The organism is Lysinibacillus sp. NPDC095746 (assembly GCF_044763535.1).
Classification (GTDB): domain Bacteria; phylum Bacillota; class Bacilli; order Bacillales_A; family Planococcaceae; genus Lysinibacillus.
This window is the reverse complement of record NZ_JBIWGL010000038.1, coordinates 17,127-42,176: the sequence shown is the minus strand read 5'-3', so window position 1 is coordinate 42,176 and position 25,050 is coordinate 17,127. Positions and strand designations below refer to the sequence as shown.

General features: G+C 35.7%; 19 protein-coding genes. 6 read left to right on the top strand and 13 right to left on the bottom strand.

What is annotated here, in order from left to right; translation table 11 throughout:
• Window positions 1-566: 566 nt before the first annotated feature.
• Window positions 567-965: a hypothetical protein gene (locus tag ACIQ7N_RS21005; RefSeq protein ID WP_402935889.1), complete on the top strand. Its 399-nt coding sequence runs from the start codon at window positions 567-569 to the stop codon at window positions 963-965.
• Window positions 966-1,057: 92 nt separating this feature from the next.
• On the opposite strand, the gene acnA is transcribed toward ACIQ7N_RS21005, so the two are convergent.
• From acnA to ACIQ7N_RS20970, 7 genes are all read right to left on the bottom strand, one after another.
• Complete coding sequence (acnA, locus tag ACIQ7N_RS21000; RefSeq protein ID WP_402935887.1) at window positions 1,058-3,763, bottom strand: aconitate hydratase AcnA; 2,706 nt, start codon at window positions 3,761-3,763, stop codon at window positions 1,058-1,060.
• Window positions 3,764-4,630: 867 nt separating this feature from the next.
• The gene (locus tag ACIQ7N_RS20995; RefSeq protein WP_402935884.1) at window positions 4,631-5,038 is read right to left on the bottom strand and encodes a GNAT family N-acetyltransferase; all 408 of its coding nucleotides are present in this window, start codon (window positions 5,036-5,038) and stop codon (window positions 4,631-4,633) included.
• 186 nt (window positions 5,039-5,224) lie between these two features.
• Entirely contained in the window at window positions 5,225-5,677 is a 453-nt protein-coding gene (locus ACIQ7N_RS20990) for an SMI1/KNR4 family protein (protein ID WP_402935881.1), read from the bottom strand.
• Window positions 5,678-6,962: 1,285 nt separating this feature from the next.
• Entirely contained in the window at window positions 6,963-7,508 is a 546-nt protein-coding gene (locus tag ACIQ7N_RS20985; RefSeq protein WP_248716070.1) for a GNAT family N-acetyltransferase, read from the bottom strand.
• A 649-nt stretch (window positions 7,509-8,157) separates the two neighbouring features.
• Window positions 8,158-10,239, bottom strand: coding sequence for a serine hydrolase domain-containing protein (locus tag ACIQ7N_RS20980; protein ID WP_402935877.1), 2,082 nt, complete (start codon window positions 10,237-10,239; stop codon window positions 8,158-8,160).
• A 912-nt stretch (window positions 10,240-11,151) separates the two neighbouring features.
• Window positions 11,152-12,135: a hypothetical protein gene (locus ACIQ7N_RS20975; protein ID WP_402935875.1), complete on the bottom strand. Its 984-nt coding sequence runs from the start codon at window positions 12,133-12,135 to the stop codon at window positions 11,152-11,154.
• Window positions 12,136-12,543: 408 nt separating this feature from the next.
• Complete coding sequence (locus ACIQ7N_RS20970) at window positions 12,544-12,759, bottom strand: hypothetical protein (protein WP_402935872.1); 216 nt, start codon at window positions 12,757-12,759, stop codon at window positions 12,544-12,546.
• Window positions 12,760-14,199: 1,440 nt separating this feature from the next.
• On the opposite strand from ACIQ7N_RS20970, the gene ACIQ7N_RS20965 reads away from it, so the two are divergent.
• The gene (locus ACIQ7N_RS20965; RefSeq protein WP_402935869.1) at window positions 14,200-15,453 is read left to right on the top strand and encodes a nucleoside permease; all 1,254 of its coding nucleotides are present in this window, start codon (window positions 14,200-14,202) and stop codon (window positions 15,451-15,453) included.
• An 86-nt stretch (window positions 15,454-15,539) separates the two neighbouring features.
• On the opposite strand, the gene ACIQ7N_RS20960 is transcribed toward ACIQ7N_RS20965, so the two are convergent.
• Window positions 15,540-16,001: a VOC family protein gene (locus ACIQ7N_RS20960; protein WP_402935866.1), complete on the bottom strand. Its 462-nt coding sequence runs from the start codon at window positions 15,999-16,001 to the stop codon at window positions 15,540-15,542.
• A gap of 394 nt (window positions 16,002-16,395) precedes the next feature.
• Between ACIQ7N_RS20960 and ACIQ7N_RS20955 the strand changes: the two genes are divergently transcribed.
• Complete coding sequence (locus ACIQ7N_RS20955) at window positions 16,396-17,352, top strand: MBL fold metallo-hydrolase (protein ID WP_402935863.1); 957 nt, start codon at window positions 16,396-16,398, stop codon at window positions 17,350-17,352.
• Window positions 17,353-17,526: 174 nt separating this feature from the next.
• Here the strand turns inward: ACIQ7N_RS20955 and ACIQ7N_RS20950 are convergent, their stop codons facing one another.
• The 3 genes from ACIQ7N_RS20950 to ACIQ7N_RS20940 form a co-directional block, all read right to left on the bottom strand.
• Complete coding sequence (locus tag ACIQ7N_RS20950; RefSeq protein ID WP_402935860.1) at window positions 17,527-17,967, bottom strand: NUDIX hydrolase; 441 nt, start codon at window positions 17,965-17,967, stop codon at window positions 17,527-17,529.
• Window positions 17,968-18,005: 38 nt separating this feature from the next.
• Entirely contained in the window at window positions 18,006-18,449 is a 444-nt protein-coding gene (locus ACIQ7N_RS20945; protein WP_402935857.1) for a PH domain-containing protein, read from the bottom strand.
• Window positions 18,450-19,076: 627 nt separating this feature from the next.
• Window positions 19,077-20,900: a DNA ligase D gene (locus ACIQ7N_RS20940; protein ID WP_402935854.1), complete on the bottom strand. Its 1,824-nt coding sequence runs from the start codon at window positions 20,898-20,900 to the stop codon at window positions 19,077-19,079.
• A 104-nt stretch (window positions 20,901-21,004) separates the two neighbouring features.
• On the opposite strand from ACIQ7N_RS20940, the gene ku reads away from it, so the two are divergent.
• Window positions 21,005-21,823, top strand: a complete 819-nt coding sequence (ku, locus tag ACIQ7N_RS20935) for a non-homologous end joining protein Ku (protein ID WP_402935851.1) — start codon at window positions 21,005-21,007, stop codon at window positions 21,821-21,823.
• A 45-nt stretch (window positions 21,824-21,868) separates the two neighbouring features.
• Here the strand turns inward: ku and ACIQ7N_RS20930 are convergent, their stop codons facing one another.
• Window positions 21,869-22,372 (bottom strand): AAA family ATPase, encoded by a 504-nt coding sequence (locus ACIQ7N_RS20930; protein ID WP_402935848.1) that lies wholly within the window; start codon window positions 22,370-22,372, stop codon window positions 21,869-21,871.
• Between the two features lie 276 nt (window positions 22,373-22,648).
• Between ACIQ7N_RS20930 and ACIQ7N_RS20925 the strand changes: the two genes are divergently transcribed.
• Window positions 22,649-23,374, top strand: coding sequence for a class I SAM-dependent methyltransferase (locus ACIQ7N_RS20925; protein ID WP_402935845.1), 726 nt, complete (start codon window positions 22,649-22,651; stop codon window positions 23,372-23,374).
• A 67-nt stretch (window positions 23,375-23,441) separates the two neighbouring features.
• The gene (locus tag ACIQ7N_RS20920) at window positions 23,442-24,461 is read left to right on the top strand and encodes a serine hydrolase domain-containing protein (RefSeq protein ID WP_402935842.1); all 1,020 of its coding nucleotides are present in this window, start codon (window positions 23,442-23,444) and stop codon (window positions 24,459-24,461) included.
• A gap of 18 nt (window positions 24,462-24,479) precedes the next feature.
• Here ACIQ7N_RS20920 and ACIQ7N_RS20915 read toward each other — a convergent pair whose 3' ends face one another.
• Window positions 24,480-25,013 (bottom strand): dihydrofolate reductase family protein, encoded by a 534-nt coding sequence (locus ACIQ7N_RS20915; protein ID WP_402935839.1) that lies wholly within the window; start codon window positions 25,011-25,013, stop codon window positions 24,480-24,482.
• Window positions 25,014-25,050 lie beyond the last annotated feature (37 nt).

Below are 25,050 nucleotides of genomic sequence, written 5' to 3'. Positions count from 1 at the left end.
GAGTAAGCCCAATTCATTTATCAATCAGACGTTTAGATAAAAATCAGGGTTGAAAACTTTGTATAATATTTTTACACAATATTAAGGACTTGACTATATTGTGTAAAATTCTATACAAAGTTTTTCAACCTTGATTTAAGTTTTCCTAAATTTTATAGATTACGTTGGAATTCGCCGCTAAAACTTTGAGTTTCGCCGCAAACCACACAAAGAACGCCGCTAAACCATAAAGTTTCGCTGCTAACAAGCTTTTTGCAATTCTATCAGCGATGTTTGTGGTTCTATCAGCGATGTTCGCGATTCTATCAGCGATGTTTGCGGTTTTATCAGCGATGTTCGCGGTTCTTCGTTGTTTCGTCCGTTCTTTCCTTCGTTTCGATGGGGCTTTCCGTCATTGGAGGTTCTCTATCCACGATTTCGGTTGTTCTATCAATGATTTCGGTGGTTCTATTCATCATAAGAGTTCTATCTACCATTATCGAGGCAATAGCACGCCCAATATTTGTAACTATTAGTAAATTATTTCGTCTAATTGGCAAAAGAATGAAATTTTTGGAGGCAGTCTAATGAAAAAATTTTTGTTTCTAATTTTGTTAGTAAGTCTTTTTTTGGTTTCTGCTTGTACAAATGGGAAAACACAAACACTAGAAACCATTTATAAGGATGCAAAAATTGAAAATATAGATAAAGTGGTCATCCAAGATGGTTCAACTGGTGCTTCAAAAACGATTATTAGGCAAGAACAAATCAATGATTTTATTGCTCTGATTAAAGATATAAAATATACTCCGCAAGACAATCAAGAAGCACGTGTTGGATGGAGATATGGTATTACTCTTTTTGATAATGAAAGAAAATTTAAATTCACATTAAGTGAAATTGATAATACCTACTATGATTCAAACCCGGATATTTATCCTATTGTAGAAAACTATTACAAACAGTTGGAAACTGAAGAAAAGTAAAGCTTTTAAAAAGACTAGACTCTCACTCCATAACTTTTATGTACAGACACAAAAAACCGATCTCCTAAGAGATCGGTTTTTTAGTTAAATGATTATTGTGCAGCTTTCGCGCGAAGAACCATTTGTAGGATACCACCGTGACGGTAGTAGTCTACTTCTACTTCTGAGTCGAAACGAGCTAAAGCTTGGAAAGTTTTAACTGATCCGTCTTCAGATTTAGCAGTAACTGTTAAGATATCACGTGGTTTCACGTTGTCAGTAATGTTTACAGAGATTTCTTCTTTACCAGTTAAGCCTAAAGTATCAGCTGATTCACCTGGCATGAATTGAAGTGGAAGAACACCCATCATTACTAAGTTAGAACGGTGGATACGCTCGTAAGATTGTGCGATAACTGTTTTGATACCAAGTAAGTTAGTACCTTTAGCAGCCCAGTCACGAGAAGAACCCATACCGTAGTCGTTACCAGCAAGTACTACTAAGCCAGTACCTTGTGCTTGGTATTTCATACATGCGTCATAGATGTACTCTACTTCACCTGTTGGCCAGTAAGTAGTGAAACCACCTTCTGTACCAGGAGCAACTTGGTTACGGATACGGATGTTTGCAAATGTACCACGCATCATAACTTCGTGGTTACCACGACGAGAACCGTATGAGTTGAAGTCACGGATTGCAACACCGTTTTCGATTAAATATTTACCTGCAGGTGTATCTTTACCGATTGCACCAGCTGGAGAAATATGGTCAGTTGTAATTGAGTCACCGAACTTCGCCATAATGCGTAAGCCTTCTAAGCCTTTGATAGCTTCTGGCTCTTTCGCAAGACCTTGGAAGAATGGTGGGTTTTGGATGTAAGTTGATTTGTCATCAAATGTGTATAGAGACTCAGTTGATGTTTCAATTGCATTCCATTTTTCGTTTGCTGTGAATACAGTTTCGTATTCTTTTTGGAATAATTCACGGTTAACTACAGTACCTAATACAGCGTTAACTTCTTCAGTTGAAGGCCAGATATCAGCGAAGAATACTTCGTTGCCATCTTTATCTTTACCGAATGAATCTTTTTGTAGGTCGATATCCACAGTACCAGCAAGTGCATAAGCAACAACAAGTGGTGGTGAAGCTAAGTAGTTAGCTTTTACAAGTGGGTGTACACGGCCTTCGAAGTTACGGTTACCAGAAAGAACTGAAGTTACGAATAAGTCGTTCTCTTTGATAGCGTCTTCGATTTCAGGAAGTAATGGACCTGAGTTACCGATACATGTTGTACAACCGTAACCTACAGTGTTGAAACCGATTTGGTCAAGGTAAGTTTGTAAACCTGAATCTTCAAGGTAACCAGTTACTACTTTAGAACCTGGTGCTAAAGAAGTTTTTACCCATTTAGGAACAGTTAGACCTTTTTCTACAGCTTTTTTCGCAACTAAGCCCGCTGCGATTAATACGTAAGGGTTTGATGTATTTGTACAAGAAGTGATTGCAGCGATTGCTACAGCACCTGTTGGGATTTCTACATCACCTTCAGCAAATTTAGCTACAGAAGTTTTTGCGAATTCATCTTCAGTTAAACCGAAACCTTGTGTACCTTGTGGTGCCACTACTGCTTCTTTGTAACGAGTACGCATTTGAGATAGTGGAATTAAGTCTTGTGGACGTTTTGGACCAGAAAGGTTTGGTTCGATTTCAGCTAAGTTTACTTCTAATACGTCAGTGTAAACTGGCTCTAAAGTTGGATCGAAGAACATGTGGTTAGCTTTTAAGTAAGATTCTACAACAGCAATGTGCTCTTCGTCACGACCAGTTAAACGCATGTAGTTTAATGATTCTTCGTCAATTGCGAAGAAACCACATGTAGCACCATATTCAGGAGCCATGTTAGAGATTGTCGCACGGTCAGCTAGTGGTAATTTAGTTACGCCAGGTCCGAAGAACTCAACGAATTTACCAACTACGCCACGTTGACGTAAAACTTGAGTTACTTTTAATGCTAAGTCAGTAGCAGTAGTTCCGTTTGGAAGATCGCCAACTAATTTAACACCGATAACTTCTGGGATTGGGAAGTATGAAGGTTGACCAAGCATACCTGCTTCAGCTTCGATACCACCAACGCCCCATCCAAGAACGCCGATACCGTTGATCATTGTCGTATGTGAGTCAGTACCTACTACTGAATCTGGGAAAGTTTCGAATGTACCGTCAGCATTTTCGTTTACGTGTACAACTGGAGCTAAATACTCTAAGTTTACTTGGTGAACGATACCAGTTGCTGGTGGTACAGCACGGAAGTTATCGTAAGCAGTTTGAGCCCATTTTAAGAAGTTATAACGCTCAGCGTTACGTTCGAATTCTAGGTCCATGTTTGCTGCTAATGCAGATGCATTACCGTATTTGTCAACTTGTACTGAGTGGTCAATTACAAGGTCAACTGGAATAGCAGGGTTGATTTTGCTTGGGTCTCCACCCATTTCTTTCATAGCAGAACGTAGAGAAGCAAGGTCAACTACTACTGGTACACCAGTGAAGTCTTGTAATACTACGCGAGAAGGTTTGAATGGTACTTCTGCTTCTGGATCTGCACCGTTACCCCATTTTGCTAATTCGTTTACGTGCTCTTCTTTGATAACATATGCATCATATTGACGTAAAACTGATTCTAATAATACTTTGATTGAGTAAGGAAGGTTTGAAACTTTTGCAACGCCAGCTTTTTCAATCGCAGCTAAGTCATAGTAATTATAAGTTTTACCATTAACTTCGAATGATGCGCGGCTGTTGTGTAAATTACCTTGTGCCATTTGCGGATCCCCCTAAATATCTTTTTGAAAAGGCTATATAAATTTTTAAAGCATCTTTTCTCCAATACCCATGATAGCTCATTTATATTCATAAGTAAATTACATTAATATTATCTTTTTCAATAAGTAATCCTTATGACCTTGATATCGAACCTAAAGTTTTTAATTTTTTGATGTGCATAATATGAAGGTTTTGCAAATTGGAGGTTTTTATACCCTTCTATTTAAGGGTATTTAAATGTATTTAACTGGGGCACTTTCTGGGGGCATTTTCTGGGGCACTCGTAGTTTTTTTAAAATGGTGCCCCACCTATAATATTGAATAATTTATAACAATCGGGCCCGGACAGGTACGTTATATAGTAAAAATCTTAACAAAGATTATAATTTACAACAATTTGTGTTTTTGTACAGATAATTATATTTGAAAAATTAAAAAAAGTCACTTATTTTATAAATAAATATTGAGTGACTTTTCATGTACTTTTATTTTAGATACATTACTCAGATTGTTTATCAAAACAAAATCCTTTAAACAATACTGTTCTTAACAATTCAGAATTAGTTTTTTCTAAATATTGGACTTTACAATGCAATCTCCAAAACATATTGCGCTCTAGCTCTACCATTGTAACAATATGTTTGTAATTTAACGAAAGGCTGTCTTTTCTTCTGGTTTAAAACAGAGCCATCTATAATTTTGAATTAAACCAACCTTATCATTTCTACTATTACTACCGAACCTCTATTTCGCATAATCGTAACCTCTTTTTAATTCAAATCTTATTAAAGTATTCTACATCGTTAGTAAAAAAGCGACTACTCTATTGAACAATGCCTCCGATAGTTGAAGAAGACTTAGTCCTATTAACTTTTTAAAATACACCGAAATCGTTCCACACCTGGATACTTTTCACCTAAACTCGTTATCTTAAATCCATAATTTTTATAAAAATTCACAGCATCTTTATCGGTTTCAGCAAACATTAAAGATAAAGAATATTTTTCCAAAACGAAGTTAATCATTTTACTCCCAATACCTATTCCTCTATGATCCAGAGATACTGCGATATGTTTTATTTCACAACGCTTTGGACTTAAAAATTCTATTCCAATACAACCAACAACCTCAGATTCAAGGTCATATCCATATAACTTTCTTACTGGAGATTGTATATATAATTTATATTCTTTCTCGACATTCTTTTCAGATGTTGCGAAGGATAAAAGTTCTCTTACATTAGGTTGAATAGATGTCGATTTAATTTCTTTCATAAAATATGTCCCTTCTTTTATTAAACTGCACCGTTAGCCATCCATGAAGCGCAAAAATCAGCTCTTCACCACAGAAAATGAAAGATGATTAAGTTCTTTCATGGGAGTTCAATAAAGAAAAAAGAGCTGCATATACAACTCAATGTTCTTCATTACTTAAATCACAATTCGTAGTAATATAATCAATTAATCCTCATCATAACAATTATCTACACATTCTTGTAAATAATCTAATAGATACTCGCTGAAGCTTTCATAAGTAATGGCATATAGTTCCTTTGAAAAACGACTCCAAGAGACAACAGGGCACTCGCCATCGTTCATTTGATTGGTATCTAAGCAACTCACACAACCATCGATATCTTCTAGAACAATATATTGTACAGGTAAGTTATATTTTTCTCTATACAATTGTGTGTGGTAAACAACTGAAGAATCTGCGGCTGTTGTTTCACAGCCGTGTATATCCATTCCTTTAAGTCCGCCGCTACCATACTGTTTTAAAAACCAATGATAACTCTTCGGGAATGTAATGTTTAGTATTTGTGCTGCTTCTTGAATCGTATCTTCATTTACCCCTCCCATAAAATCGCCAACTTTTTCATATGTGGAAATGATTGAAATAATCTTTTCATTCATTTTTTTATTTCCCTTCTAAATGTTCTCGTGCTTTTTCCAATAGTTATTTCTAAAATTATTATACAAGTTATTCCGATAAAACAATCTGGCCCTTTAATGGAATAACTTCATTATCACTTAACAGGTTCTTAATCCACAAGAAAAACCGGATTCCCTTCTTTATAGATAGGAAAATCCGGTTCAACTTTTTCAAAGCCACACAAAGAAGAGCAATTCACCGATTCGTAAAAAGGCAATAACTACTGTTACCAACCTGAAATTCTTCCGACTAATGTAGATTTATAAATAAAGTAAGAAGGTTACTTTAAACAGATATACCACTGCGGAATTTTAAATTCCATCACTACATTGAATGAATATCTGAAAGAGATTGTGCAATATAAAAAAGCATTGCAACTAGGCAATGCTAAGATTGAGGAATTCTTGACAACTTTACTACATTAAAACCAAAGCCTATCAATCCGCAAATAAAGAAAATATATGCTACTAGAATTGACATAGCTTCTAAGTTGTTAGTAAAGATTCTATATCCTCCTAAAGTAAATAATACCAAACCAAAAACCGAGCTAAGTAATGTTTTATTCTTTACAGACAAAAAAAACACCTCCAAATAATGGTATAGTTATAGGTTAACATAGATTTGGTTTTTAGTTAACCTATTCTATTTTTTCATTGAAGAGTGTTACAAAAACAAAGAAGCTTAAAAACAATATGAGAAAATTAATAAATATGGTGTGATCCACTTTTCATTGAGAATATCTAAGAATTTGTGATGAATCGCACTTAAATTAACGGGGGCTTTAGTAAAAAAAGAAATAACTTTTTTATCTTTTTTAAAATTAGGTCTTGATAAGTACCACGATAATTTATTCTATACATTGAATCACATCGTATGACTACGATGCCTTCCATGTTTTTGTCTTTTGTTAGTTGGAATATTTCGCCACCATTACCTTCTATTGAAGGTGTAACCAAAAAACTATTGAAGGTTCAATAATAGCTGAAAGAAGTTTTGTTCTTTAATAGAGGTTTAGTGGTAGCTAATATATCGAAAGCAAAACACTTTTTAGATTTTCTTTCATTTTAAATAACTTCGCCTCAATGTAATAAATTCTTTCCTTTTTTAAATACTTTACTATCACTTCATTAATTTATATATTTTTCCCCGAATTCCACCTTGTGTGGCAATTAATAGCAACAAAAAGCCAATCTTCCCTAAGCGTAAGGAAGATTGGCATTAATAATTCAAAGAAGAACTGTTAATTTAATTTGCTGACTGTATTTTTTACAGAATCCCATGGTTCTGTTCAAATTCTTGTTTTGTCATTCCATAGCAAATACCATCATGATAAGCTCCTTTTGTGAAAATGATATTTCTTAGTTGCCCTTCTTTCATGAAACCTAATTTTTCATGTAAGCGCATGGATGGCTCATTGAAAGAGTAAACGGATGTATTGACTTTTTGATATGCGCGCTCTGAAAAGAAGAAGCGAAGAACCATAAGAATCATTTCTTTTGCATATCCTTTACCTCTGTATGGTTCAAATACAGCTAAATAATAATCAAAAATTCCATTTTTAAGATCACAATCAAATGTTTCAATCATACCAACAATATTATTGTCCCTATCTACTGCAATAAAGCGGAATTCATCATCTTCTTCAGATAATTGCTCTTCTACCCACTCACTCATTTTATCGGCGGAGCGAGGAAAATGTATTGAATCCATATTACGTAGAATTTCGTCATCTAAAAATTCAAATACAACGATATCTTCTGGTTGTATCGCTCGTAGTGTAAGATTTTGCCCTGTCCAATAACTAACTGTCATATTTCTTTTCCCTCCATCATTTTGAAAATATAGTATTGATATGTATAAATGTTTTACACAACCAATTATTATTACGTTATGAGTTTAAAAATAGTTTCATCAAAAATTTTTTATTCTATTATTTCTTAATACCTGTCAGATAATTTGCAATTTCGTATTCCCCTATCTTACCATTCCAGCTAATATTCAGCGTAAGCGTTAAATTCATGTGAAAAACTTGTTGAAAGATTAAAAGAACTAGATGGTTGATTTAGAGATTGCGGAGACCAAACCATGTCATTACTAGCTTTATTGACTGTCTCTCGTTGGGACCCTCTCAATGGGCCCGTTGGACGTTGTTAAATAAAAAAAAACCAGGCTCAAAATTAATTGAGTACCTGGACATTAAACTATTCAGCTACTATATTTGTTACTTGAGCCAACTTAGCTGCTTTAATTTTACTAGCTCCACCTTGTGCTGCAGCCATGCCAGTAAACGTTCCTGTTTTAACACGCAAACATTATCTTGTTCGATGTACGCTACCCAACCGAAACTGCTTTAATAAATCTAAGACATTTCCAGCGATTGTTTTGTAGGGTATGCGCCTGTAAGACGCGATATTACTAGTATCTGCGGAAGACTTTTGTTGTTGAACATCACTTAAATTAATTAATTTAACTTAATTGCAAATTCCGAGTTCGGCTCACCTGCAAATACAACCGTTCCATTTTTCGGCAGTTTTACTTTGTTATTGCCGCTCACAACGGTAAAATTAATACATACTCCCTTTTCATCATACACCGCGAACGAACTCTGCGATGGCAATGCTACGGTCATCGTTTTCCCTGCTATAGCTTGCGGGATTGTAAACCATCTCGCATGCCCATTTGCTTGTAGTGTAACTTTGGATGATTGGCTTGCATCAAGCGGTTTTACGTTAGTTCCACTTACGTATAACAATCCTGACATCTCCATATATTCATTACCGTCTTCTGTATAGAAACGAGACTCCGTCGTATCACGGCCTGCCATCACAGGGATCTGGAGCTGATGCGCAGCCGTATTTGGGCCTGTAATTTTTCTGCCGTCCCAATAGCCCTCTAGACCTTCATTACGGTTAATTTGTGTTGTCAGCATCATTGGTACGAGATATTGAGCAGAACTATATTTCTCGTTTACAAGATAGTACTTAACGCCTTCCCGCTTTGCCCATGCGGCAGTAGTTTCCTTCGATAACACGTTGTCTTCTAGTTTCTCGGCTAAATAGTGAGTAACCACCTCTTGCCCTAAACCTGGCATCGCTATAAATGTGCTCTCCTTCAAATATGTTCGTCTATTTTTCTCAGTGACGAAGTTGAGCTTGGAGGTACCTGACTCATTGATAAAGCTTCCATCCGCAGTATATACATATTTTTCTTCTGGATTAGATAGTAAGATCAGTTCTCCATTCTTCGCAATTTCTATTTTTGAATGACTGAAACTATTGCCGTAAAAACCCGCTTTCTTTGCTACGTCTTGAGGCATCTTAGCCTTGACCGGCTTGCCAAAAGATTTGTTCGGCTTAATTTCTTTAATTGTGCCCTTCTCTTTAAGCGCCGTGAGTAATAATTCAGTCGCCATCAGTTGATTTGTAGTGCTGCTACCGCCGGATGACAATACAGCTACTGCCATCTTCTGTTCAGGAAGTACGACCAGTGAAGCATGTTGCAGTCCTGTGTCGCCGCCTTTAGCCAAGCCCTTTATCCCATATTCATTGAATGGATATAGTTTCACACTATCCCAGCCAAGACCGTAGTTCACAATATTATCTCCATCTCCTGGCCACATTCCTTTTTTATATTCCTCTTGTTCCATCGCCTTGACTGCCTTATCAGAGAGGATTCCTTTTCCCTGTCCCATAAATATTTGTGCGAATCGCACCATATCTTCTGCTGTGGAAGAGATCCCTCCCGTACCAATCACATTTACAGATTCAGTAGGAAGCTGCCCTTGGTACGTTGGAAAATAAAGTCCTGCCTGCTTAACGTTTTCCCAATTGTCCTGCGGCGTTTTTGTATGATTTAGCTTTAAGGGTTTTGTAAACCGATGATGTATAAATTCGGTAAAGCTCATACCGCTAACTCTTTCCACCATAATCTCGGCTAGCGTAAAGCCGTCGTTGCAGTATACTGAGAACGCGCCAGGATCCGCCTTCAATTGCTGGTTTGACAATTGCCTTAACAAGTTATCATGGGCATAGGTATCATTATCTTTAAATAAAAATGTATTATTAAACGTACTACCCTGCAAGCCGGAGGAGTGGTTCAATAGCATACGTGGCGTAATGCTTTTGTAACGCTCGTCTTTCATCTTGAAATCAGGAACATAGTGGACGACAGGAGCATCCAAATCGACTTTTCCCTCATCGACCAATTTCATTACAGCCGCAGCTGCATACATTTTACTGACTGAACCAATCCCGTATAGGGTATCTTTGGTCAAAGGCTGTTTCCCTTCCATATCGTTCTTGCCTGTCTGACCCGATAAAATAAGTTTACCATTATCAATTAGCGCATACTGCACGCTAGTCGTCTCATAGGATTTCGTAAGTAGAGTAGCCTTCTCTGTCGCAATCTTTTTCAGTTCTTGACTAGCTAATTCTTGGCTAGCTACAACCGTAGTCTGACTGCTAGAAAGCGCCATCGCCCCTGTTGGTAGGCTCATCGTTAACGCTAATGTAGCGGCTAACACCGCAGATAGTTTATTTTTCATAAAAGAATCGCCTCCTTGATTTCTAGATATACACTTCCTAAAACATGCCCCCACAAATAAAATTTTTTTGTCTACTTTAACACCTTGATTACCCCCCTTCATCAAGAAATATTTTCCATAAATAGAATATCAAAGTTTTATTTACTCGTAAATACAGTGATAGACTGATACCATATCGGGCTTAAGACTTATGGTTGATGACTGAGTAAATTAAAAAGACCAGCTCGGCTAAATTAGCTTTGCTGGTCTCTTCCATTATGCAGCTACAACATTTGCAACTTGCTCAAGTTTAGCTGTTTTTATTTTATTAGATCCTTCTTTGGCTGCTTCAGCACCAGTAAATGTACCGTTTTTAACTCACCATAGCTTACCGTCTGGCTCGAATGATTGACCGGATTTAGAACGTCAATTCCGCAGATGGGAATTTGAACTTGGTTGATTGGAATTATGACATGATAACAAAATTAAAGACAACAAATAGTAAAGGAGGCGAATTTGATTTCGGCCGTCTTTTTCGTTTAACAAAAGGTTTAGATCTAATTGGTCTACTTGCGAAGTGATAGAAATACGCTAAATCAGGGTAAAATACAGTTTTGTGTCCTCGTCATAGCGATAAGTAATACCAGTAGCAAATATTGCACTGTGAGTAACGGCGCTTAATAGCCAAAAGAGTTTTAATTCCAAACTTTAAAGCAGTTTTCCTTTTTTGTTTTTTTATATCCTTTAAATACTTTGGATTTCGAACGGCAATGTTCATTTCTTCACTCGATTTCCGGACAAGAATATTTAATAGTAGGAACGTAAGCAATTAAATCAAATTTTAATATGTAAAAAAGCCACGTTTTTGCGGCTTTTTCAAAACTCTTTTCTAAATTTGTTTCCTCAAAAGGTTTCAGTTGGGAAAAATTTTTATTAAGGAGAATGATATCGAATAGTAGCTGATACACCGTTTGCAAAAGAACCACCTGAAGTTTTTATTTCTACGGATAGAAGAGTACAACTATTTACTGAGAAATTAGACGTTGTAGTTGCACAACAATTTGGTGAAGTAGATGTACTTGGTCCAGTAATAGTTACAATAATCCCCGTAGCTATTGGAGCAGTAAAACCACAATTGGTACTTAAATATATTTGTGCTGAGGCTATATCTCCAGCTGTTAAATTATGATCTCTGATATTAAGAGTTAAACTTGTTATAACTGCATTTTGAGGAACTACAAATGTATTTTTAATGAAAGAAGCTGAGGAACTCCCAATCCCAAGAAAATCATTGTTTGCAACTGATTGATCTGTACTTAAGTAAACTTCCATTAGTCCTGGACCATTCGAACCTGTTGGACCAGTGGAGCCAGTTGCTCCTGTCGCTCCTGTTGTTCCTTGAACTCCAGTTACGCCTGTTGTTCCTGTGATTCCTTGAACTCCAGTTACACCTGTCGCTCCTGTTATTCCTTGAACTCCAGTGGCTCCTGTCGCTCCCGTTGTTCCTGTGATTCCTTGAACTCCAGTTACGCCTGTTGTTCCTGTGATTCCTTGAACTCCAGTTGCTCCTGTCGCTCCTGTTGTTCCTTGAAGTCCAGTTACGCCTGTTGTTCCTGTGATTCCTTGAACTCCAGTTACACCTGTTATTCCTGTGATTCCTTGAATTCCTGTTGCTCCTGTCGCTCCTGTTATTCCTTGAACTCCAGTTGCTCCTGTCGCTCCTGTTATTCCTTGAACTCCAGTTACACCGGTTGTTCCTGTGACTCCATGAACTCCAGTTGCTCCTGTTGCACCTGTCGCCCCTGTTGTTCCTTGAAGTCCAGTTGCTCCTGTTGCTCCCGTTGCTCCAATTCTCCCCACTATTATTTGCAGTCCAGCACCTGTTTCTCCGTTTAACCCACTTTGAAAGTTATTCATTGGATCACCTCCTCTCCTATTTCATAATATTTTTATTAGAAATAATGAAATAGACGTAACACTAGGTTATACGACCTGAAAAATAGATAAATGTGATCCTATAAATAATTAATTTTGTTTTACGTTTTCTAACTTCTTTGAAGAAGAGGGTTTCATGCAGCATTCCAAATAAGAATATTTAAGAGGAATAGAGCAACTTGGACAACAAGGTAATTTTTAAAAAAATATTTTTTCATTTCCGACATTCTTTGGTTCCTAAGTTTTAGATCTACTAAAGTCGACCGTTTTCCTGGTGTAACAAAAAAGCCCGATTTCTCAATTTTAATACTGAGAAATCGGGCTTTTTAATATTGCTGAAGCAGTCACAATTTTTGTACTAGCTTAGCTGTTTTATTTTTTGTTATAGCATTAAATTGTTCTCGCAATGATTTGAATTGTATGTGTAATAATTATTAAAAACCCTAAAACAATACAACATGTCGCTAGCGTACTCTTTTTTTGATTTTTTTGCTTTACGAGACCAAAAACAATCAGGCTTAATCCAATCACAATAGATACTATTGATAGAATTATAAAAAATGGTGTACCTAATGATATTACAGGAAAAATATCTGTTAATTGCATGTGAAATTCCCTCTTTTCCAGATTCTAATTTTAAATTTAGCTCTTCACCAAAATATGTACTGCCCTGCACATCTCGCTTCGAGAGAATGCTTTGAGAGGCGTTGTTGGAGTCACCTCGTCCCTCATACCTCTAACTCCTGCATTTCTGCGGAGTCACCTCTCTCCGCTTCCTATGCTTTTCATACCACCAATAACAGGTAATTGTCACTATGAGTTATTTAATTCCCCCAGTTCCTACTTTAAATTGTACGAATCGATTTCCTCTTTTTTCTTACTCATTCCTTACAAATTTATTAATTTTTAACTATCAATAAATTATAGGTATAGAAATGCAGTCAGTGAAAAGGTTGAAGGGACTGTCAATATTTTAGTGTAAATGACAAGCTATCTTTTTCGAAGGGAATGATTTTGGTTTTGAAAGGCATAACTCTTCCCAAAAACCAAAATTTCACGTTGCGTGTTCCTTCTCCTTATTCTTGTCACTCAAACAACACTTCAAGTTCTGCTCTCGGTCTGATGGAACAAAAAATACACACGTAATCACGTTTACTAAAAATGCAGTGCGAATTCGTATATAAATCGCACCGCATTTATGAAAGTAATCGGAAATCAAAAAAAATTATCATTATTTTTCAAATGAGGAACTTCACTTTATTGAAAAAAGATACGATTCAATGAAAAAAGATATGTATAGAAACGTTATCCCTTAGTTTCCCCCACCTATGTGTTAAAATGACAATCCTCATTTTTAAATAATCCTGAGCTGTAGCATATGGCTTAATATTACGATCAGCCATTATTTTCAACTACTTCTCATAATTTCATTCAAATAAAGAGATGATTGCTATAATCCATACGCCTATCACTATTATTAAAAACCACCAGCCCGTAAACTTTACGAACTTTTTTAAAAATGGTTTCTCAGTATATTTATCTGAAAAGGAACTCATTTTTAAGAAATCTTCAGGAAACTTCAACAACATGTAAGAAAAACTGCCGAAAATTAAAGTAACCAATATTGCCATAATAAACATTGTACCTACTCCTAAACTTTAAGTTTTTACGTGACTTAATAATTATATTATTTAGCAACTATATTGCACATCAAAAGATTCAAGAGCTAGTCTACAATTAGGTTCTAGAAACGAGATATACAAATGATACATTGTTCAACAAAGTTAAAATCCTTCTTGCAGTATTTCTCCACGTTTTTGGATCTTCGTGAAAAGCGTATACATTGCCGCGATTTACACGAAATTCAACATAAGAAACTCCAATAAAGTTCGTATGAATCTGTCATTAGGAGCAAATGCTGTAGGTATGTTCAAAAGTCTAAAAACAGCAACTTCTCTTACTTCTTCAAATGAGTACACAATAGCAACATTAGCTCCGAACATCACAAAGTAAATAAAACTCCATCACCTTCTAAAGGAGGAAAAAATGAATATAAAATTACGTCTTAAAATAATGATTTTTCTACAGTTTTTTATTTGGGGATCTTGGCTTGTTACATTTGGATCTTATATGATCAATACGTTGAATTTTACAGGTGCGCAAGTTGGAGTCGTGTACAGTTCTAACGGTCTTGCAGCCATTATTATGCCGAGTCTTATAGGCATTATTGCAGATCGGTGGGTAAAAGCAAATGTGTTATACGGAATATTGCATTTCCTCGGTGCGATTACCCTATTTACTGCTGCTGAAATTTCAGACCCTGCCATGATGTTCTGGGTAATGCTCTTTAACTCAATAGTTTATATGCCAACACTTGCTTTATCGAATACAATTTCTTATTATTACCTGGAAAACAAAGGTTTTGATGTTGTAAAGGACTTCCCACCTATTCGTGTCTATGGGACAATTGGTTTTATTCTTGCGATGTGGATTATTAGTCTTTCCAAAATTGAATTAAGCAATATTCAGCTACTCATTGCTAGCGGCTCTTCGTTGCTACTTGCACTATACACAATTTCTCTTCCTGCCTGTCCAACTTCTAATGCAATTAAGGACAAGTCGTTGGTAAGCCTTTTGGGACTAGACGCATTTGTTCTGTTTAAAGATAAAAAAATGGCGTTGTTTTTAATTTTTGCAATGCTATTAGGTGTTGCGCTTCAAATTACTAATACATTTGGTGATCCATTTTTACACGACTTCGCCTTGAATCCTGATTATAAAAATAGCTTTGCCGTTAAATATCCAGCTATTTTATTATCCGTGTCACAAATTTCAGAGGTTTTCTTTATTCTGACCATTCCATTTTTCTTACGTAAGTATGGAATTAAAAAAGTAATACTGATCAGTATGGTAGGATGGACATTACGTTTTGTTTTCTTTGGGTATGGAAGCCCAATTGGCGGAGGATTTTTATTATTGTTATTATCAATGATTGTTTATGGTTGTGCCTTCGATTTCTTTAATATTTCGGGAGCCATTTTTATGGAAAAAGAAGTCGACCACCGCATTCGTGGTAGTGCTCAAGGATTATTTAGTACAATGGTCAATGGCATAGGCGCCTATTTAGGAGCTGTTATTAGTGGAAAAGTAGTTGATTATTTTACAGTTGACGGAGTCAGGAATTGGCAATATATTTGGTTATTCTTTGGTGCGTATACCCTCGTTTTGGCAATCATTTTTGCAATAATTTTTAAATATAATCATGACAACGGTGCAATAAAAAACGCTGTGAAACAGTGATTTAAAAGGAAATTTAGAAAGAGCCTTACCTTTTGGTGATGGCTCTTTTACTGTACTTTTAAAGTTTGTCCTCATGAATGGTTAGATTAGATGGATTGACGTTTTCTCCACTCTTCAAGAGACATCTCATTAAAACTCTCAACATCATCTAGTCTCAACGGTGTAATTAATTCTAAAGAATTACCATCTGGATCTGAAAAGTAAATTGCAGCATGTGCATGAGGATTATTTGACAGTACTAAAGGTTGATGTTCGGAAGCAAGGCCAAATTCAGTTCGAACTTCAATGCCGATTGAAGACAACCACTCTTTTACATGCTCAAGATCTTCTTCATCAATTTTAAATGCCAAATGTCTGATAGATGGATGGTATTTTAAGTGGACACGATCGCTCTCCCATAATCCTAACCAGCTTTCTCCTTTAACGATCCAAAAGAAAGCAACTTTTCCTTTTTTATAGGCTAGTTCCAACCCTAATTTTTTATAAAATTCAATCGAGTTTTCTAAATTACTAACTGGTAAATGAGCTTCATATAAACCTTTTATCATGTAAATATCCCCCTATTTCAGCATTATTTATGAAATAGTATATTAAAAGCACAACCCATTTACATCAATCTTTCGTCTGAAACATCAATAATTTCCATTAAAATTCGGTATAGCAATTTACTAGATTGTTTCATAGTAACCAAATTAAATACCAGCTGTAGATGTATCAATTGCGACAACAACAACTATAGCTTTTGCCCTTTGAAAATATCAACGGTCCATCAATTAGCACACACTAGTGTAACTTTTTCTCCATTCATATATCCCTCTAACAAATGAATAGACATTCAGTATGTTTTTCTATTATCATAAAGTACAACTACTACTTTTTGTAGATAAAAAATGAATATTAGAGAAAATTTAGCGTGTTTCGGAAACCAAGGGGGTTATTTTAATGGGGAGAGCCCAACAACTTGCACCAAATTTTTATTGTATTGATACACACGATTTAAATCGGGAACAGCGTACAAGCTCTTATTTGCTTATCGATGAAAAAATTGCATTAATCGAGACTTCTGCTAGTCCTTCTATGCAATATATAGTAGAAGGGTTAGATGAATTGCATATTGATCTAGAGGATATTCAATATGTAATTGTTACGCATATCCATTTAGATCACGCTGGAGGTGCAGGCTTGTTTTTACAAAACTGTCCAAATGCTACATTTGTTGTGCATCCACGAGGTGTATCTCATATGGTGGATCCAAGTCGTCTAATCGCAAGTGCAAAGAGTGTTTACGGGGCGGAGTTCGATCGTCTATTTGATCCGATTTTACCTATCGATGTTGAACGTATTATAGAAATTGGACATGAGGAAGTACTATCATTAGGTCAACATCAGCTAACGTTTTATCATACAGAAGGTCATGCAAAGCATCATGTTTCCATGCTTTATTCGGCTACGAATGGATTGTTTGTTGGAGATACAACTGGTGTACGTTACCCAGAAATGGAGAGCGAATCAATTGATTTAATTATTCCCTCCACTTCACCGAATCAGTATGACCCAAATACAATGGAGCAGTCTATCCAGCTTTATGAAAAATTAAATGCTTCAGAATTGTATTTCGGTCATTTCGGTGCATATAAAAATCCAGCTGAAGCTTACAGACAAGTGCGCTACTGGACACCGCTATTTTTAGCTGAAGGAGAAAAGGCATTAAAAGTATCTAGCGATTTTAAAGAACAAGTACAATTTTTAGATACTCGCTTAAAGGCCCTTTTGTATAACTACTTACAGGAAAATGGTATCTTAGAAAATCATCCAGTTTATCAAACAATCCCATTTGACACCATTGTTTCGGCAATGGGAATTCTGGATTACTTAGAGAAAAAGAATTCCCAAAATTAAAGCAAACTTAACTGGAGGGGAGTAATCCTCTCTGTTTTCTTTTATGTTCTTTTTTCTTCAAAGGTTATCGACTAAGGGCATTGTCAATTCAATAAAACCAACCTCCCCATCAAACCTGCTTTAATAATTAATAAAAAATAACAAGGGAACCTAAATAAATATAGTTCCTCATTCTTATTCTTTAATACAAATCTCCATAGTCTTTATAAAAGTAAGTGTTTTTTCAAATAACCTGGGCTGAATCTCAGGATATGTTAGAAATTTTGGTAGACTACTAAAAAGTTTTACTTCATCAATTTCAGAAACAGGTAATTGACCAATTTCCTTAATCCTTGCAAAGTATAATCTTCCATAAACTTTTTTTAAGGAATCATCCATTGAATAATCGCAGATAGGTGATAGGTCAATTTCTTTACATCCAGTCTCTTCAAACAACTCTCTTTTTGCCGTTTCATGAATCATCTCACCTGGTTCTCTGTGACCACCAGGTATCTCCCAAGATTGCCGATTAAAATGTCTAACATAAACCCATTGTCCCTGATAACAAGCACTTATCACAGAAAATCCTAACTCTTCTTCATTTACTGAACCAATATCATAAATTTCGATTTTCATTTTTCACCTCATACTTTTTTCATTTGCATAGGTTTTAATTACTCAAATTTTTGAATTTGCGAAATCTGTGCATTAGGACATCGTTTTTTTAACTCTAAAATAAACTTCATTTTATCTTCTGGTAAAATTTTTATACTACCGTAATTCGCTGTTTTATAAAATATTTCCAGACCCTTATCAGATGATGAAATTAGATAACCAGTATATTTATCTTTCGTAGAAGAAACCCTTGTTATACTTTGATACGGAATCTTACTTTTGAATGGCCCACCTTTGATTAAAAGATAATTTTCACAGAAAACAAACTTAATCGAATTTGCGTACCAAAAAATAAAAACTATTGAAACAATAAAGGCCGTTGACATAATAAAAACAGTTAATAAAGATGTGATGAACGGAAGAAGTGAAATAGCGCCAAATATCCAAACCAATAAAAACATAATGATTGTGAAAAAAATATCTGTTTTCGCTTGATAAACCATTATAGTTATCCCACCTTTCTTATTAATCTTCGCTAAATTTAAATAAGTAAATCAAGTCAACCTTATAAGTAATTTAACACTAATTTTTGATGTATCAAACATGAGAAATAGATTGCAAATAAGTTTGTTAAAAAGCACCGACAATAATGGAGGGCACTGAAAAACTTACGTTTTCATAAAAGCGAACCTTTTTCAGATAAAAATAAGGGACTTCTTGTTCAATATGGACTTAAATTAAGGGTTTCTTGATTTGAAATCATCGGGGGCACCACCTGCACATTAATTCTTTTATTATAAAGGAAAGCGTGACTAAAATAATTGTGTGATACATTGCGTTGTTTGGAGAAGCATCGCTCGACTCCTGCGGGAAAGCGAGACAGACGAGACCCCGCACAAAGCGAAGCGTAGGAGGAGGCTCGGCGCTCGCCCGCGGAAAGCGAGCGGAATGCTTCGGAAAACAACAGTAGAGTCACAGTGCCAAATGAAAAAGAGAGGTATTCAACGATTTAATCGTTGAATACCTCGCAATGTGAGAAGATATAGACTTTTTCAGTGCCCTCCAATAATGCCGACGCTTTTTCCTTTTATCGAAGTTTAGCTTCTATCAGCCTGGTCATTTAGTAAACATCATTGCTCTTTTAAACGCTCTAAAGCTAATTTAAAATCCTGACTTTCCCCTACTTGACGGAAATTTTTAAAGGGGTTGCTCACATTTTTCATTCGCTCCAGTACAGCGGGAATAGTAAAGAGGTCTGGTGTTAAATGCTCATTGACTTCTTCCCAGTGTAATGGCGTTGCTACTAACCCCTTTTCGTTGCCACGAGTCGAGTATGGAGCAATAATCGTTTTGCCTTCTGCATGTTGCACATAATCTAAATATAATTTTTGATGTCTATTTTTCTTTAATCGTTCGATTGTATACAATTCCGGTTTTTGCTCACATAAAAAACGACAAACAAATTCAGTAAATACTCGCACCTCTTCATAAGTAAAGGCATTTTCGGGTAAAGGTATATATAACTGTATTCCTTTGCCTCCTGATGTTTTAACAAAAGATTGTAGCTTAAAATAATCGATAATTTCCTTTAAATCCAGTGACCCAGTAACAGCAAGTGAAAATTGCTCAACAGAAGGAGGATCTAAATCGAAAACAATCTCAGTCGGATGCTCAGTTTGCAATGTTTGGAATGGTATGTGCAGCTCTAGTGCAAGCTGATTGCCTAGCCACAATAATGCTTCAAGATTGTTACATACTAGATAATGAATATCGTCCATCCATCCTGTTGCAACAAATTCAGGTATTTTCTCAGGACTACTTTTTTGATAAAAGCTTTCACCAGGCACTCCATGAGGAAATCGAATTAACGTAAGTGGTCGATTTCGCAAAAAAGGTAGCAAATACGGAGAAATCATTTGCAAATAATGCAAATAACCATCCTTCGTAATACCGATTTCAGGCCAAACAGGCTTATCAGGATGCGTAATTTGAACAGTATCTGGAATAGGAAAAAGTTGACGTTGCATATGCTGCCAATGACAATCCTCTGGCAACATCTCCAGTCGAAATGCATGAAAACGCGGTTCTCGACATTTACTCCCATCGAAATCAATACAGGCAATATCAAGACAAATAGATGGCTCCAGCTCCCATGTTTCATTATTCCTCTGTCCATTTGTTTGAAAAAAAGCAATGAGCGTTTTCCGTTCTTCCTCTGACATTCCATGTTTAAAAATAACTACTTCAACTAGCTCTCCCTGTTGATAAATACTACCATGAAAATAACCATTACCATGATCATATTTCGTCACTATTACCGTAACATATCTCCAATTTTTTATTTTTAACCAATGTGTCGAGCGTGTATCTCCTATCCATTTACTCGTTATCTTCTTTGCAACCATTCCCTCTCCATTGTAAACTTTAATAGCCTGCCAAAGAGGCTCACTATGCTCCACACAGTTAATCACTTGCAAAGGACATTGATCCTCATAATTGACAGTCGCCGGGAGCTTTAAAGTTGTAAAAAGCTTAGAAAGTTGCTGTTTGCGTGTTTTTAAATATTTATTTGTCAGCGACTCCCCTTTATAGCTCAGTAAATCAAACGCAATATAATGACAAGGAAAATCTTTTGCATGAGTTGCAATAACTTCTTTGTTTTGCATCCGCCCTCTTTTTTGAACGTGCGAAAAATCACTTTTGAAGTTATTCGTTAAATAAACTAATTCACCATCCAACGTTAATGGTAAAAACTTTTTTATTTTAGTAAATATGCTCTTACAAAAATCAAGTATCTCCGGAAACAGGTGAGTTAAGTTATTGCCATTTCTGCTTATTAACAATGGCTGTTCGTCCCAAACTAACATACATCTAAATCCATCATATTTTGTTTCGTACATCCACTCCTCACCGATAGGCGTTTCGAGCACTTCTGTTAATAGCATTGGTTTCATTTAAATACCTACTTTGCTTTTTACCTTCAGTTTTTGACGATTTCACTTTAAGATACATAAAAATAAGCAAAATATATCATAGTAAGAAAAACGAGGTGATACAAATGCATACAGTTTGGAAAGGCAGTATCTCATTTGGTCTAGTCAATATTCCAGTAAAACTTCATGCCGCAACAGAAAATAAAGACATTAAATTGCGCCAGCTCCATAAAGAATGTCACACACCTATTAGCTATAAAAAAGTTTGTGAAGGCTGTAACCAAGAAGTAAAAGATGAGGACATTGTGAAGGCTTATGAATATGCAAAAAATAAGTTTGTCGTATTAGATCCTGAAGAATTAGAGAACTTGCGGAAGGAAAATGAAGATAAGGCCGTTGAAATCATTGATTTTGTAAAATTAACTGAAATCGACCCTATTTATTTTGAACGTACTTATTTTTTATCCCCTGATTCGACTGGCGGAAAGGCTTATGCCCTATTACGTCAAACATTAGAACAATCTGGAAAAATAGGTGTAGCTAAAATTATTATCCGTTCAAAAGAGCAATTAGCAATTGTCCGTGTTTATCAAAATGCATTAGTAATGGAAACGATTCATTACCCTGATGAAGTAAGGAGTGTTGCTGATGTCCCAAGTATTCCAAGTGAACAAAACATTGTTCCAAAAGAGCTAGAAACCGCACTCATGTTAGTCGATCAATTAACAACAGAATTTAATCCTGAAAAATATACAGATGACTATCGCAATGCTTTAATGGAGCTTATAGAGGAGAAAAAAGCTACAAATACAATCTCGACAAGTGATAAACGTCCAGTACCTGATAATGTAACGGACTTAATGACAGCTCTTCAAGCCTCATTAGAAAAAACAAAAAAGCCAGCATCAAGAAAACGAGCACCGAGAACGAAAAAAAATGCTTAAAATATACACGGAAGAAGCGTATCCATTATTTTTGGATATGCTTTTTTAAAGAATCTGCCTCTTACTTGATACGACTAATAGCTTGTCATAATATATTCCATATTTGTGATAAAAATTAGGTTTGCCAATCTCCTCAAAATAACGATTCCACTTAAACATTTTAATGAATATCGCAAAAGTTGGTTTGTAATTGGACTTTTCCAAACCGAGTTTTTGGAGCGTAAATCTTTTTATGATTCGATAGATTCTGATGAAATAATTTGTATCTAAAAAAATAATTAAGTCGGCATTCAAAAAGCTTTGTGCTACCCAATCCTCATTATGAACGCCCTCAATAATCCACGCATTTGTAAGAATAATATTATGTAAATAATCCATTTTTTGTTGATCGGTCCTTCTAATATCACCGGAATTTTGCCTTATCCAAACAACATTATCTAATTCATAATATGGTATGTTTAATTTCGTGGATAATTCTTTCGCTAAAGTTGTTTTCCCACTAGCAACAGAGCCTATGATATGTATTTTGCGTGGAAATTTCTTGTTCAAACGAATCCCCTCTATTTCTTTATAGTGTATTAATTATGTAACTCATCACCAGTATTTAGTGATGACAGGGGCTGGGCGACTCCTTGGGAATAGCGTTAAGATGAGCCCATGGAGTGCAAGTGAAGCGGCTCATCGGACACCGTAGGAAAGCAATGGAAATCAATCCCACGTTCATGACACGGCCCAATTTGTGTGAATATTGTATTTATTATACAATATATCTCAAATAAAAATATAATTGATGGAGTTGAATTGTATGTATAAAATAGGAATTTAATGAAATATAATAACCCTATTGAATATGATGCACTTCATGAAAATTATAACGTGGATTTATATTTTATTGAAAATCTTCTTAACAAAAATAATGATACGATAATTGAATTAGCCTGTGGCACTGGCCGATTAGCTATTCCGCTTGCCAAGCAGGGATACCATGTTTATGCAGTAGATATCCATGCAGGGATGCTGCAATTGGCCATTGAAAAAGCGAGAAATGAGAATATTAATATACATTTTACTGTGCAAGACTGTACACAGCTTCAATTACTAATCACATCAAATTTTGTCTTTATGACAGGAAATGCATTTCAACATTTTTTAAGTAATGAAAGTCAAAATGCTTTATTCCATTCCGTTAAAAAGCACTTACATCCAGGAGGAGAATTCGTCTTCGATACGAGAAACACTATTCTAAGTGAACTGACTATCGTAGATGAATACGAAAAAAGTTCAGTCAATAGCGAAGGTGGAAAACTAACTATTCAGCATCGTGAAGAATATGACCCTATCACACAAATCTTAACTTGCCGTTCAATAAATAAGCTAGAACACGCTACTTTCGAAGATTCAATTCGACTTCGCTATACATATCCAATGGAAATGAAAAGGCTATTAGAACAACATGGGTTCGAAGTGTTACACATATATAGATCATGGAACAAAAATGACTTTACAAAAGATAGTCCATCAATGATTGTACACGCACGTTTACTAACATAAAACGACAAAAAACAAATGCACGTTCTTACATTCTGTTAAAATCAAGAATAAATTAGGAGCTAAGTAGATGATAAACATTCGTGAACGTATGGAGCATTACCGTATAGCTGGCCTAAGTCTAGTAGCTATCGATAAGGGAAAAATCAGTAACATAGGTCATTTTGGTGTTCTAGAGGCAGGTACCAATAAAAAAGTTAATGAGCATACCGTTTTTAATGCTTGCTCTATTAGTAAATTTCTAACAAGTATTTTAGTGATGAAATTAGTGGAACAAGGGATGGTAGATGATGAAGATGTTAATAAAAAATTAGTTTCATGGAAGATTCCTGACAATCCATTGACAAAGCACAAAAAAGTTACATTACGCAACTTACTATGTCATCAATCTGGTATTGTGGACCCTGAGGGCAGTTTTTTGGAACTAGAATCTTTTCAAGAAATACCGTCCATGGTGGAAATATTGAATGGTACAACTCCTTATTGCGCAACTTCAATCGAAGTGACTTCTGAGCCTGAAAGTGAATTTCACTATTCTGATGCAGGCTTTTGTCTTATTCAATTATTGATTGAAGATATAACGCAAAAACCTTTTTCTCATCTCATGGACAATATTATTTTTAAACCACTATGCATGACGAACAGTACTTTTTCTACTTCTCTCTCAACATCAAATTTAGATAATTTTGCATGTGGTCACGATCGAAATGGGGCATTAATTCCAGGGAACTATTCTATTTACCCTTATATTGCAGCTTGTGGTATATGGACTACCCCAAGCGATTTAACAAAATTATTACTGGATGTAATGAAAGTTGTTAAAGGACAAAGTAAAATCGGCATTACGACAAAACAACTAAATGAACTGTGCCACCCACAAGGTTGTAAAGAATGGGCGGGCCTTGGGGTATTTCTAGATGGCACGGGCGAAAAGCTCGAATTTTCTTCTCTTGGTTGGGGTACTGGGTTTCAATGTATGCTAGTAGCCTATCCATTCCTCGAACAAGGACTTATTATAATGACTAATTCTGATACAGGTACGCATCAAATGAAGGGTATCATGGGTGAAATCTACCATTCGCATGACTAAAAACAGAAAAAGAGGCTATCATTCAGCCTCTTTCCTCATCTCATAATGCATTTGCACCATTTGCCCATAGCGTTGTGTATTGACTAACTTCAAATCTTGATATGGGTTATGATTCTTAAACAGTGGAATTCCAGAGCCTAAAAGATGCGGTGTAATTGTAATAATGATTTCATCTATTAACGCTTCCTTCATGAAGGCATCGAGAATTTCTGCTCCACCTACCATCCAAATTTTTGAGCCATCCTGTTCTCTTAATTTTTTCGTAAACGCTACAACTTCTTCATTCACAAACTCAACATGTTCGTTTTTACCAGATCGTGATGTTGTGAATACATAACATTTCTTATCGGAATATGGAAAAGGCTCAATATGGTCTACAACGTAATCATACGTTCTCTTGCCCATAATAATAGTATCGATGGATTGATACATGTCTGAATAGCCAGCATCCCCTTCCCCCGCTGTTTCTTCTAGCCATTGTAAATCATCATTCTCTTTCGCAATAAATCCATCCAAACTAGTCGCAATATATAAAATGATTTCTCGTGACATACTGTCATCTCCTTTTCTTTTTTGTAAAAATCATGAA